Origin of the sequence: Aneurinibacillus migulanus, assembly GCF_001274715.1 — a bacterium.
GTDB classification, from domain to species: Bacteria; Bacillota; Bacilli; order Aneurinibacillales; family Aneurinibacillaceae; genus Aneurinibacillus; species Aneurinibacillus migulanus.
The window spans coordinates 3689638-3701070 of sequence record NZ_LGUG01000004.1 but is presented as its reverse complement, the minus strand read 5'-3'; the positions used below and the strand labels follow the sequence as shown (position 1 = coordinate 3701070).

Annotated in this window: 14 protein-coding genes; 9 read left to right on the top strand and 5 right to left on the bottom strand. The window is 43.2% G+C overall.

Going from position 1 to position 11433, the window contains the following annotated elements:
- Window positions 1–8 precede the first annotated feature (8 nt).
- Together AF333_RS19510 and AF333_RS19505 are read left to right on the top strand one after the other, a co-directional pair.
- Window positions 9–695 carry a GntR family transcriptional regulator gene (locus tag AF333_RS19510; RefSeq protein ID WP_043064788.1) on the top strand — a complete coding sequence of 229 codons (687 nt, stop codon included), beginning with the start codon at window positions 9–11 and terminating at the stop codon, window positions 693–695.
- A 20-nt stretch (window positions 696–715) separates the two neighbouring features.
- Window positions 716–1720 carry an aminopeptidase gene (locus AF333_RS19505; RefSeq protein WP_043064789.1) on the top strand — a complete coding sequence of 335 codons (1005 nt, stop codon included), beginning with the start codon at window positions 716–718 and terminating at the stop codon, window positions 1718–1720.
- 133 nt (window positions 1721–1853) lie between these two features.
- Here the strand turns inward: AF333_RS19505 and AF333_RS19500 are convergent, their stop codons facing one another.
- On the bottom strand, window positions 1854–2690 hold the full coding sequence (locus AF333_RS19500; protein WP_235496671.1) for a LysR family transcriptional regulator: 837 nt from the start codon (window positions 2688–2690) through the stop codon (window positions 1854–1856).
- Window positions 2691–2895: 205 nt separating this feature from the next.
- Between AF333_RS19500 and AF333_RS19495 the strand changes: the two genes are divergently transcribed.
- The 5 genes from AF333_RS19495 (at window position 2896) to AF333_RS19475 (ending at window position 5911) form a co-directional block, all read left to right on the top strand.
- Window positions 2896–3816, top strand: coding sequence for a S66 peptidase family protein (locus AF333_RS19495; protein ID WP_043064791.1), 921 nt, complete (start codon window positions 2896–2898; stop codon window positions 3814–3816).
- Between the two features lie 180 nt (window positions 3817–3996).
- A complete protein-coding gene (locus AF333_RS19490) occupies window positions 3997–4329 on the top strand; it encodes a PadR family transcriptional regulator (protein WP_043064792.1) in 333 nt (110 codons plus the stop codon).
- A complete protein-coding gene (locus tag AF333_RS19485; protein ID WP_043064793.1) occupies window positions 4326–4979 on the top strand; it encodes a hypothetical protein in 654 nt (217 codons plus the stop codon). Before AF333_RS19490 ends, AF333_RS19485 begins: the two co-directional genes overlap by 4 nt.
- 28 nt (window positions 4980–5007) lie before the next feature.
- Window positions 5008–5556 (top strand): hypothetical protein, encoded by a 549-nt coding sequence (locus AF333_RS19480; RefSeq protein WP_052811870.1) that lies wholly within the window; start codon window positions 5008–5010, stop codon window positions 5554–5556.
- Window positions 5557–5713: 157 nt separating this feature from the next.
- Entirely contained in the window at window positions 5714–5911 is a 198-nt protein-coding gene (locus tag AF333_RS19475) for a hypothetical protein (RefSeq protein ID WP_043064794.1), read from the top strand.
- An 83-nt stretch (window positions 5912–5994) separates the two neighbouring features.
- Here AF333_RS19475 and AF333_RS19470 read toward each other — a convergent pair whose 3' ends face one another.
- The 4 genes from AF333_RS19470 to AF333_RS35810 form a co-directional block, all read right to left on the bottom strand.
- On the bottom strand, window positions 5995–6606 hold the full coding sequence (locus AF333_RS19470; protein ID WP_043064795.1) for a hypothetical protein: 612 nt from the start codon (window positions 6604–6606) through the stop codon (window positions 5995–5997).
- A 143-nt stretch (window positions 6607–6749) separates the two neighbouring features.
- Window positions 6750–7349: a TetR/AcrR family transcriptional regulator gene (locus tag AF333_RS19465; RefSeq protein ID WP_043064796.1), complete on the bottom strand. Its 600-nt coding sequence runs from the start codon at window positions 7347–7349 to the stop codon at window positions 6750–6752.
- A 97-nt stretch (window positions 7350–7446) separates the two neighbouring features.
- Entirely contained in the window at window positions 7447–8316 is an 870-nt protein-coding gene (locus tag AF333_RS19460; protein ID WP_043064797.1) for a LysR family transcriptional regulator, read from the bottom strand.
- A 26-nt stretch (window positions 8317–8342) separates the two neighbouring features.
- Complete coding sequence (locus tag AF333_RS35810; RefSeq protein WP_235496663.1) at window positions 8343–8522, bottom strand: hypothetical protein; 180 nt, start codon at window positions 8520–8522, stop codon at window positions 8343–8345.
- A gap of 283 nt (window positions 8523–8805) precedes the next feature.
- Here AF333_RS35810 and hpaI point away from each other — a divergent pair, with 283 nt between their 5' ends.
- On the top strand, window positions 8806–9732 hold the full coding sequence (gene hpaI / locus AF333_RS19455; protein WP_043064798.1) for a 2,4-dihydroxyhept-2-ene-1,7-dioic acid aldolase: 927 nt from the start codon (window positions 8806–8808) through the stop codon (window positions 9730–9732).
- Window positions 9733–9824: 92 nt separating this feature from the next.
- Window positions 9825–11348, top strand: coding sequence for a 5-carboxymethyl-2-hydroxymuconate semialdehyde dehydrogenase (hpaE, locus tag AF333_RS19450; RefSeq protein ID WP_043064799.1), 1524 nt, complete (start codon window positions 9825–9827; stop codon window positions 11346–11348).
- Window positions 11349–11433: the final 85 nt, after the last annotated feature.

Here is an 11433-nt window from a genome sequence, read left to right as displayed (position 1 = left end):
AATAAAAAATGGTCGAGGTTTCGAAAAAACTCATAAAAGAGACGACAACGACGGCGGTGTATAACCGTTTAAGCGAGCTAATCGCTTCCGGGTATTTTCAGATGGGTGAATGGATTCGGGAACGACACATTCGGGAGATACTGGGGGTCAGCAGTACGCCGATCCGCGAGGCGCTTCGGATGCTGGTTCAGGAGAGATTGTTGGAATCCGTTCCGCATCATGGCGTCCGTATCCGACGATTATCCATAAAAGAGATACAGGATTTCTATGAATTACGTGCTGAACTTGAAGGGTTATCTGCTCAACTGGCTGCGATGCGGGCGTCTGAAGTCCAACTGCTTGCTGTACAGGATATGCTGGACGAAGCAGGTGAGCGAATGAAAAAAACATCCGTTCATGAGATGGAAGCAGTTCGGCACAATCATGATTTCCATGGAATGATTGCGCAAGCAAGCGGCAACCATGCATTAGCCGATTCGTTGGTACAGCAACGTTCCAACTTTAATTTGCTTCGTGTAATGCTCTGGGGAAAGGACAAACAAAGGCCGCTTGTTACTGTGAGTCAGCACCAGGCGATTCTTGACGCTATCGTGGACAGGAATCCCGGCCTGGCCCGAAAGCGGGCGCAGGAACATATTTTAGATTCGGCGACCTTGATGTTGAAAGTGGCCAAGGAACTGGAAAATAAATCATGAAGTATATGGAGGGATATATAATGGAGAATTTCAATTTGTATGCGGTTGCGACGCGGATTTTACAGGATGCTGTTAAGCTTGAAGCAGGGGAGAATGTGTGCATTGTATCGGATACGAATACAACTGAAATTGGAGAAATTTTCGCTTCATGCGTGGCGGCAATGGGAGCCGAACCGGTGCTTACTGTTATCACACCAAGAAAAACGCACGGTGTAGAGCCACCGGAAATCGTGGCGGCAGCGATGAAAGCAGCTGATGTGGTGTTACAGCCGATTACGTATGCTATTACGCATACGAACGCGACGAAAGATGCATTGCAAGCAGGCGCCCGGGTTCTTGTCATGAGGGGCATAACGAAAGATTTGATGCTGTATGGAGCTGTAGGGGCTGATTATTACAAGATCGATCAGTTATCCGAAGTGGTCAGGCAGAGGATGACGAAAGGAAACAACGTACGTATTGTCACGCCGTCGGGTACGAATCTTTCGTTAAGTATTGAAGGCAGAACGGGGTTGATGCTGACGGGTCTGGTGAAAGGACCGGGTACATTTGCCGCTATGCCGGACGGGGAAGCGGCAATTGCACCGCTTGAAGGTACGGCGGAAGGTACACTGGTCATCGACCATACGATGGATGCTATCGGCATGTTGGACACACCGATTCACATGGAGGTCCATCAGGGCAGAGTAATTAGCATTGAAGGAGGCAAGTCAGCTGAAAGATTAAGAAAAATCATCGAGGAAGCAGATGAAGGAGCGCGCAACATTGCTGAATTTGCCATTGGTACCAACCCGAATGCTCGTCTGATCGGTAATATGGCCGAAGATAAAAAAGCGTGGGGGACCGTGCACATCGCCGTCGGTGATAGCCATGTCATCGGCGGAACGGTAGAAAGCTCGATACATTTGGACGGATTGCTCCTGTCCCCGACTGTTTGGATTGATGATGAATGCGTCATCCAGGAAGGCAGACTGCTGGTACAGGATGAACCCGCCATGGAATCCGGCGTGTCTGCACAAGGATAATCAGGTTGCCAAATAAAAAATGTAATATAGCCGGATTCCTTGTAATAGGCGTCCGGCTGTCCCCTCTGGCTCGTCCTTTCTTTTTCATCTTCCAACTTTCTCTTCCTTCGAATCACGAAAGTATATTCATTCATCAAAGCAGATTTATATAATTTGCCTGCTCTTTCTTGTAAATAAGTGAATAATGGATTTTTCCGGGAGAACATCCGCTCTTAAACGGAAGGGTAATTAAGGAACCGTTTTTTATTTCTTGGGTTAATAGCAAGGGTGGAAGAAAGGCGATGCCGTAATTATGGTTGAGCAGATTTTTAATAATGCCTAGCTGGTTAGAGAAAAGCTTCTTCTTGAATGGGTATTTTGCTAGTATATTCGCTTCAATGTATTCCATATAAGGTTCGTAACAAATAAGGCTTTCCGTTTGAAGCGATGTAAAGTCTTCGATGTATGGATATTGAGAGAGAGCGTGTTCCGGTGAGAGTACCAGTTGGAATTCCTCAGAGCCAAGAGTGTAGCTTTCGAAGTTTTTTTCAGTAAAGGGTCTAATGCTGAAGGCTAAATCAATGGTATTGTCGATAAGGCGATGGTTGAGGATCGAGTTTTTAATAAATGATAGGTTGATGTTTATTTCGTTTTTAATAGTGTACAGCTTTTTAATTTTGTCCACAATAAAAGGGTGAGTAAAGGGAATGGAGCTACCAATTTTTAATAAGTTTTTTTGGCTGCTGGCGATGACATGTTTTTTGGCTGCAGTCAGGGAAGTAAGTACTTGTTCCGCATAAGGCAAAAATACATTTCCTGCGCTTGTAAGCTGGACATTTCGTTTTCCCGCCTTTCCTCTTGTAAACAATGGCTGGCCTAACTCCTCTTCTAGCTGTCGGATTCTGTTTGTAACGGTAGGTTGGGGCACATAAAGGTGCTTTGCGGCTTCAGTGAAATTCCCGTACTCGTGAACAGCCAGAAATGTCTCCAAGTATACGAGATTTATGGCCAACAACCCCTTTCGGCTAAATTATTTAGAATATTCTAACTGTAATTACGTATTTATTATATCATGCATTGCATAATAGTAAATACAATTTTACAATGATGAAAAATCGATGTATGAAGGTGGGCACTTTTCCAATGTTTTCTCCATATACATAAGATGAGAAGCATCAAGAGAAAGAGGGGAAAGTATGGCTGTTACACCGTCTTTATTACGACAAGGGGATGTAATCGGTATCGTTACACTGGGGAGTCCGCTCACAAGAGAAGTAATCGATCAAAGAATAGCATTCATAAGAGAAATGGGTTTTTCCGTTGTTCTGGGTAGATATGTGTATACAGCTGACGGTTTTCTCGCAGGGGGAGATCAGCAAAGGGCCGCCGATTTCATGAATATGGTAGAGAACCCGGCTGTCAAGATGATTCTGCCGACAAGAGGTGGAGTAGGCGTAGCTGGTATCCTTCCGTACTTAGATTATGAGAGTATTGCCAGAAATCCAAAGATTATTAGCGGTTATAGTGATATCACTGTTTTATTGAACACGCTATATGCAAAATCGAATTTGATTACACTTCAAAGTTTGCTTCTAATAGATTTCAAACCCGAAACACCATCATATAATTTTAATCAGTTTTTTACTGCAACTTCAACGCTTGCCGCGCCTCGTACCATTCAAAATCCACAGGGCATCCCAGTGATAAGCCGCGTCCCGGGTAATGTAACCGGCCCAATTGTCGGCGGGAATCTTACTTCAATTGTCGGTACCTTGGGAACACCATTCGAAATGGATACGAGAGGAAAAATCCTGTTGCTCGAAGAAACGCATGAACCGACGAACACGATTTATCGGTACTTGAATCATTTAAAGCTGGCTGGGAAATTCGATGATTGTATTGGCATTATTATGGGCGAATGCACAGGCTGCGAAACGGCATACGGAAAAACGTACGGAGATCTTATCGACGAATTTATCGTTCCCATAGGTAAGCCACTGATGACGAATCTTGCGACGGCTCACGGTACATTTAAAGCTGCTATTCCCATTGGCGCCATGGTTAATCTAAATACCACGGCCAATACGTTGACCGTTCTAGAACCGTCTGTTCATTGACAGGGAGTATATGCAAGAGAACAAGTTTCACATAGTGGAGGGGCTAATGAAGGCGTTGCAGTACCCTATCGCCTATATGTTTCTCCCCCTTTTTATTTCTTGTGTGCTATAAAAGGTAGACAAAGCCCCCAGGAAAAATTATACTGCTCATATACATAGAAATTCTAGGTAGGTGATATTATGTTTGATCGGGAATTGGTTAAAGGAAGTACGTCCCTGCTTTTGCTTCGGCTGTTAAGCGAAAAGGACATGTACGGTTACGAATTGGTCAAGGAAATGGAGAAACGAAGCGAGGATTCACTTACTTTCAAGGAAGGAACGTTATATCCAGCACTTCATAAGCTTCAAAGCAAAGGTTTAATCGATAGTTATATGCAGAAGCAGGAGAAAGGACCGGATCGCAAGTACTATCGAATTACCGGGGAAGGACAGAAGGTCTTGCTTGCGAAAACGAAAGAATGGAGCCGTTTCGTTCATGTCATGTCGAAGATTATAGGAGAAAAACCGCTATGAACGGTACAAAAGAAGAGTTCTTATCCGTACTGCGTGCACACCTTCCGAAGCATGTGGATGTTGATGCGATAATTGAGGAGTTCGCGTGCCATATTGATGAAGCATGTACGGCACGTCTGGCAGATACAGAAGATGAAAGTGATGAAGAAGCGCTGCAATATGTACTTCATCAGCTTGGAAGTCCGGCTGCCATCGCTTCTCAATATAGAGGGGTGTCTTCTTTCTCTTTTCTAAAATGCCATATGCTTTTGATATGCGCGAATAGCCTATTCTTCCTTATGGGGATATGGCTATTATATGACAAAGAAAGCTCTTCGACAGCAGGAGAAAACATCATCTGGCAAGTGGCGGTACAGTACAAGGAATGGATGCTTTTGCTTTATGCCAGCTTTTGGCTACTAGCCGGATTGTATTTGGGTCGCCGCTATGGTTTTCGCATCTATAAAGGGATACGTACAATCATGTGGAAACCGTTGCTGTTGAATTACGCTTTTATGCTGGGGGTGCTGTTCCAGATCGTTCCGTGGCAGTGGTTTAGCGGACTTCTTACCGTTCCGTTTGTATTCGTATGTATTGTTGCTACATTGTCTTTCTCACGAATTGCAGCGCTAGGCTGTCGCTGGGGCGCTCTGCACATGAAACTGGAATAGATAGAGATAGAAAGTGAAGGGGATAATTATGACATTTGGTTTATTCGGAAGCGGAATCGTAGGCTTATTGTTTGCACTCTTGCTACAAGGCGTTGTTTTTTCGCCGAACCGTCGATTGTATGGGAAGCTTGTGGCTATGGAAAAAAACATTTGGTTGCAAAATCCCTGGCGTTGCGGCTTTGTCGTATTTGGGTTTAATGCGGTTCTGTTTACGCTTGTACTCGCCATTGCATGGGGGAGTATGGTGGCATCAGCAACTTCAGGGATGCTAATACCGCTGTTCTTGTATGCTCCTGTGGCAGTGGCGGTAAGTATTCTTGGCTGGTTGTGGATAGGAAGAATTCGGCGGCATTCGTTTGCTGACCGGGCAAAGGTGGCGTTAACAGGGAGCGGATTTTATTGGCTACTGAGCGTAGCGGCCTGGATACGCCTGCGGACGCTAGAGCCTCGTTTCCCTGGGGAGGATACGTTCATGGCTGCTATTGGATTTGTATTTTTGCTGATGATTGCATGTGTAGCTGCTTTTCTCTGCACATTGCTGCTGGGGTGGCCAAGGAGGGGACGGTATGATCCATAAGACAAGGTACAAGGTGGGGCTAATTACTGCCGAGTCAGAAGCTTCAAGGTATGTGCGCTACCGTCTGGACTCGATTCCGCTACGATTAGTGTGCGGATCTCTTTTCCAAATACGCCGCTCTTTGAAAAGCTAGAAGCAGAAGGGCGCATCCTGACATATGATTGGTCTAAATACGATGGAAAAAACATGTGGTTTCCAGCCTGCTTTGATGTCGTCAGAAGAGTTGCTGATGGGTATGGAGTGGGCAGCTCGTCAATTTTATTCGCTGCCCTCCATTGTAGAACGGATGTGGAAATCAAAAACCGGGCTATGGTGGAACATCATTCGCAATGTCGGTTATCATCTGGCTTTGTGAAACTTTAGAAATGTTGGATACAATCCGGAATATTTAACTTCAGAGTCAGCACATACATAGTAAAGTTTGTGTATGTGCTTGGTTCATTGAATGTTTTCCTCCATTTTTTGTTTTACAGCCTGGATAAATGCTTGTGGTTCGTCAACATGTACATATACTTTTTGAATTGTTTTCTTTCTTCCGAACATTCCCGTCGAGACAACAGGGTTTTTGAGATGGAGTTCAAATTGAGGGGTATCGGCTAATCCCATATCGGGATCGATTCGCGGGCATGCCTCAGCATGGAAGCTATCCGTTTCTTGTTTCATGTCTTCCGAGCTCGTACGTACGGCGGTGATAGACTCAATGCAGTCAAAAGGAATGTGGACAGATTTACGAAGACCAATTTGAAAATGGATGCTATGATCATCAAGTGTAAACATGGAATGTCGAAGAGCGTTGTAATCACCGAGCAACCAGATAATCATGTACATGTGAAGAATGGTGGAACACCAGGCTAGAATGGGACTGACATGGTGCAGGACGAAGTGAAGACCTGCACCTTCGATGATTTGTACGTGTAATAGCATGAGAAAAAGACCAAAGTATATGCTTTTTTTATGGTGAGTGAAAGAGAGTCCACGTTGCTTTTGAGAAGAACGCCATGCACAGATTGCGTGATACCAAATAGACGCTTCAAATTTAATTGCTTTCATATTGCTTCCCCATTTCTTTTTATTCCGCTCGAACGGATAGTAAGCACTCATGCAAGTGTGCTGTGTGAGAGATGAAAAAAACTTTATTGATGGAAAACCTGTTTTATAAACTGAACGTTCGGTCTAATAAAAGGGTAAAAAAATTAGCGGGCGTTCTCAGGCGTGATGCCGTGCAGGAAAACAGTAATTGCTTTACGGTAAAGCGCTCTTATTTCTTCAAGCTCCATCTCATAATAATTGGCACCTAGCCCTGCTAGGAGTCCGAATAAAATCAGGGTAGCGTCCTGAACATCCATCTGTTTAAACTCCCCGGATGTTATTCCTTCCTCGACGATGGAGTAATAAACGGTTCGCTGCATGCGCATCAGGGCGAGTAATTCTTGCAGTGTCTCAGGGTCCGCCGTCTGGCTTCCGCTGAATTCTTCGCCTGCTTTCAACAGCGGATTTTGAAAGTCATCCACATAGTGCTCGGCAAGCCCGTAAAGCTTATCAGCGGTTGTAGCATATTGTTCCTGTTTTCTTTGCCATTTTTCCATCCATTCTTTCGTGTCTTCTTCAATAAGGTACAGGAACAGTTTTTCTTTACTGCCGAAGTGATAATATACGTTTCCTTTGCTGCTACCTGCTGCGGCGATAATGTCTTCGATAGAGGTTGCCGCATACCCCTTCTGAGAGAAGAGTTCCTTCGCTTTTTGTGCAATTCGTTCTTTTGCGTCTGTCTTTTTTCTATGTTGCTTTTCCATCGTATAAACCCCTTTTATAAACTGAACGTTCGGTCTATAAACAGTATACCAGATTTTTTAGTTAAAACAACAGGCCAACATAAAAAACGGAGCCCCTTTATTGATTAAATGTTTCAATAAAACGAACTGCATTTTTGGAGAGATAACGGTCTTTCAGCCAAATAACAGCGGATTCCGATTCGATCATGCAGTCTTCAATATCCATTACCTTCAAACCATCTGAAGGAAATGAGAGCAACGTGGACCTTGGAAGCAATGTAGCTCCGGCTCCGGCTCTAACAAGGGATAAAAGCATAGATGCATCAGGACATTGACAAACAACATTTGGTTCAAATCCATGCTTTCTACACTTATCCACAACGAGTTCGTATAGGCCGATTCCACTTACTCGATGTAATAACATCAACGGCATGTCTGCAATTTCCTTTATTTGAATGGTTTTGCGAGCATCCCACTTTTCAGGTATTACAACAACAAACCTGTCTGCAGGTAGCGGTAGTGAAGCAAAGTCATTCAGTTCTAAAGGAAGTCGGACGATGGCAAGTTCAATATTCCTTTTTTTTAAATATTGTGCCAGACGAAATGAATCTCCTTCATGTAATCGAAAAGTAACCATTGGATAATGCTCACGAAAAAAACGGAGTCTCTCTGGTATATAAGAAAAACATGTTTTTACAGAGCCGATCGATAATATCCCTTTAAGCCCATCTCCTACTTCTTTTACCTCTGTAACGGTTTCATCAATTCGATGTAAAAGCTCTTTTGCTCTTTTATATAGGACCTTTCCTGCCTCTGTTAATTCCATGTTCTTTCCATTTCTCTCCATCAAAAGAACACCAAGCTCCTGTTCGAGCGATTTAAGTTGATGACTTAGTGGTGGCTGGGCCATGTGAAGTTTTTTAGCTGCGCGTGTAATTTGCCCTTCCTGTGCAATGGTGGAAAAGTAACGAAGCTGTTTAATATCCACTAGAATATCCCCCCTTTTTATATAAATTACACTTGATAGTTTGACAGGGTAGCGTGGTTGGAAGGAGGCGATTCAGAAAAAGAAGAGGTTGGATGCACCCTGCGATCCGGCAGAAGAAAGGCCAACGTGTCTTTTTCCGACCGTTCCCGCCCACCGCCCTTCCTTCTTTTCTTCCCTTTCACCACAAGAATTGGTCGATTTATCAAATGAGATGTATATAGTTAGATATATTTTTTTTGTATAGAAAACCAATGTTTTTAGTATTTTTCATATATCATAACACATGGTACATTGGTGTTGTAAGATATTTCAGATTAGTTATTATTTTCTAAATCATAATATCCATTTACTCGGAGAACTTTTCCAGCTATTAACTTTTTCCACTTCCTTTAAACAATTAAGAATTTTTTAGAGAAGAGGAAAGAAGCAATAGGTGGTTCTCCAATTGGATTAAAACCTTGATTATCAGAAAAAAGGAGCGAGGTAAACATGTCAAAATTACAAGAAACAAAACAAAAATTAAGAGGATCTATTGCCCCAGTGGTAACCCCATTTAAGGAAGATGAAAGCTTAGATCTTGATACATTCAAACAACTGATAGATTGGCAAATTGCAAGTGGAAGCCATGCTATTTCTGTAACAGGAACTTCAGGAGAACCTAGTTCTTTAACGCTTAAGGAACGAGAATTGGTAATGGAAACGGCCATTAAAGCTATTAACGGCAGAGTGCCTTTCGCGCCAGGAACAGGTTCTACGAATCATCAAGAAGCTCTTTACTTAACGAAAACAGCTCAAGAGATGGGTGTAGATGCTGCGATGGTGATTGTGCCTTACTACAACAAGCCTTCACAACATGCCCTTTATAAACATTACAAGACAATAGCGGACGCGGTAGATATACCGATTATTGTGTATAACATTCCTGGTCGAACAGGCGTGAATCTAGAAGTGAAAACACTTGCCAGATTAGTAGAGGATTGCCCTAATATTATTGGCGTGAAAGAATCGAATAAAGATTTTGAGCATGTCAACCGCGTATTGCTTAACTGCGGAAGGGACTTTCTATTATTTTCCGGTATTGAGCTTCTTTGCTACCCGATGCTTACAATCGGTGGAAGCGGTTCGATTAGTGCGACTGCCAATGTAGCACCAGCTCAGGTAGCTGAAATGCACAACGCTTGGGAAGAAGGAAACAGAGAAAGAGCGCTTGAACTTCACTACGAATTAATGCCTTTAAACGATGTGCTGTTCAAAGACACAAATCCTGCACCAGTGAAAGCAGCCCTTGGAATGATGGGCAAAATTAAACCTGTATTACGCATGCCGATGGACTTGCCTAATCAAGCGCTGCAGGATGAAATTCGCGAAGTCCTCAAGCAGTATGTAGAACTGCCAGATAGCGTGGTGTCAAGGTAATTCGTTATAGAATGAATAAAAAATGGCCCATTTAAAACTCGACAGAATCAGAGTGAGTTTTAAATGGGCCCATGGAAAAGGAAGTGCAAAGGATGCCAATCCAAGCAGCTGATAATGAAAGTCAAGCTACATATAAACAAATAGACGATGTAAGGTTATACATTAACGGCGAGTTTGTGAATGCAAAATCAGGTGCCATGTTTGAGAATGTAAACCCTTTTACCAATGAAGTGAATAACCTTGTGGCGGAAGGACGTCAAGAGGATATGAATAAGGCTGTAGCGGCAGCAAAAGAAGCGTTTGAACATGGGCCATGGGGCAAGATGAAAGTAGAAGAACGTATGAAACAGATCAACCGCATTGCCGATCTGATTGATGAAGAAATCGAAGAAATCGCCTTTTTAGAATCATTAGATACAGGTCTTCCCATTAGTCAAACAAGAAAGATGACGGCCCGTGCTGCTGAAAACTTCCGTTTCTATGCGAGAATGGTCCAAACCAAATTACATGGTGAGTCCTATCTAGTGAATGATGAGTTTATTAATTATACGGTTTATAAACCATTAGGGGTTGTTGGGTTAATCACCCCATGGAATGCACCGTTCATGCTGGAAACATGGAAAGTCGCACCGGCATTGGCAACGGGTAACACAGTGATTCTAAAACCTGCTGAACTATCCCCTTTAACCGCGAATAAACTAGCGGAAGTGATCGATAAAGCAGGACTGCCAAAAGGCGTATTCAATGTGGTGCATGGATTCGGCGAGACAGCAGGAGATGCACTTGTTTCACACCCTGATGTGAAAGCGATCTCATTTACAGGCGAAACGACAACTGGCTCGATCATTATTAAAAATTCAGCGGATACGTTAAAGAAAACATCGATGGAACTCGGAGGGAAATCACCTTTGATTGTATTCGATGATGCGGATTTAGATCGGGCGCTGGATGCAGCCGTATGGGGGATTTTCTCTTTTAATGGCGAACGTTGTACCGCGAACTCTCGTGTCTTTCTTCAAAAAAACATTAAAGACCAATTTGTGGAGGCACTCAAAGAACGCGTAGCTAATATAAAAGTTGGGGACCCGATGGATCCTTTGACACAGCTTGGGCCTCTAATTGAAAAGGAGCATTTTAATAAAGTAAAGCAGTACATCGAAATTGCCAAAGAAGAAGGATGCGAAGTAGTACAGGGAATGGTTCCTGACGAAGTAAAAGTAGGTAACTTTGTACCGCCAACATTATTATTAAATGCCAAAAATAGCATGAAGGTGTGTCAGGAAGAAATCTTTGGTCCTGTGATGGCGGTAATTGAGTTTGAGACAGAAGAAGAAGTGGTTGCGATGGCCAATGATGTAAGATACGGTCTTGCAGGATATGTCTGGACAAATGATATTAAGAGAGGCCATCGTGTGGCACAGGCGGTAGAAGCAGGTATGCTGTGGATTAATGCCCAAAACGTACGTGATCTTCGTATTCCATTTGGCGGAACAAAAGACAGCGGGATTGGAAGAGAAGGCGGGCATTATGCCATCTTTGAATTTTACACGGAACCGAAAGTTATTCATGTAGCAATTGGGGAACATCATATCCCTCAGTTTGGAAAAAAGAAATGAGCTATCTCGGTAACAGCGACATAGTCATTCATCGTGAGTCAAATTAAATCATTCATTATGTAAGAGGGGAAATCTGAAAGGAGAG

What these genes read in the sequence shown, in the direction of transcription:
- AF333_RS19510 (WP_043064788.1), top strand. Translation starts at nt 9, where the DNA reads ATGGTCGAGGTTTCGAAAAAACTCATAAAAGAGACGACAACGACGGCG.
- hpaE (WP_043064799.1), top strand. Translation starts at nt 9,825, where the DNA reads ATGCCAATCCAAGCAGCTGATAATGAAAGTCAAGCTACATATAAACAA.
- AF333_RS19475 (WP_043064794.1), top strand. Translation starts at nt 5,714, where the DNA reads ATGATTGGTCTAAATACGATGGAAAAAACATGTGGTTTCCAGCCTGCT.
- AF333_RS19485 (WP_043064793.1), top strand. Translation starts at nt 4,326, where the DNA reads ATGAACGGTACAAAAGAAGAGTTCTTATCCGTACTGCGTGCACACCTT.
- AF333_RS19495 (WP_043064791.1), top strand. Translation starts at nt 2,896, where the DNA reads ATGGCTGTTACACCGTCTTTATTACGACAAGGGGATGTAATCGGTATC.
- hpaI (WP_043064798.1), top strand. Translation starts at nt 8,806, where the DNA reads ATGTCAAAATTACAAGAAACAAAACAAAAATTAAGAGGATCTATTGCC.
- AF333_RS19470 (WP_043064795.1), bottom strand. Translation starts at nt 6,606, where the DNA reads ATGAAAGCAATTAAATTTGAAGCGTCTATTTGGTATCACGCAATCTGT.
- AF333_RS19490 (WP_043064792.1), top strand. Translation starts at nt 3,997, where the DNA reads ATGTTTGATCGGGAATTGGTTAAAGGAAGTACGTCCCTGCTTTTGCTT.
- AF333_RS19505 (WP_043064789.1), top strand. Translation starts at nt 716, where the DNA reads ATGGAGAATTTCAATTTGTATGCGGTTGCGACGCGGATTTTACAGGAT.
- AF333_RS19465 (WP_043064796.1), bottom strand. Translation starts at nt 7,349, where the DNA reads ATGGAAAAGCAACATAGAAAAAAGACAGACGCAAAAGAACGAATTGCA.
- AF333_RS19480 (WP_052811870.1), top strand. Translation starts at nt 5,008, where the DNA reads ATGACATTTGGTTTATTCGGAAGCGGAATCGTAGGCTTATTGTTTGCA.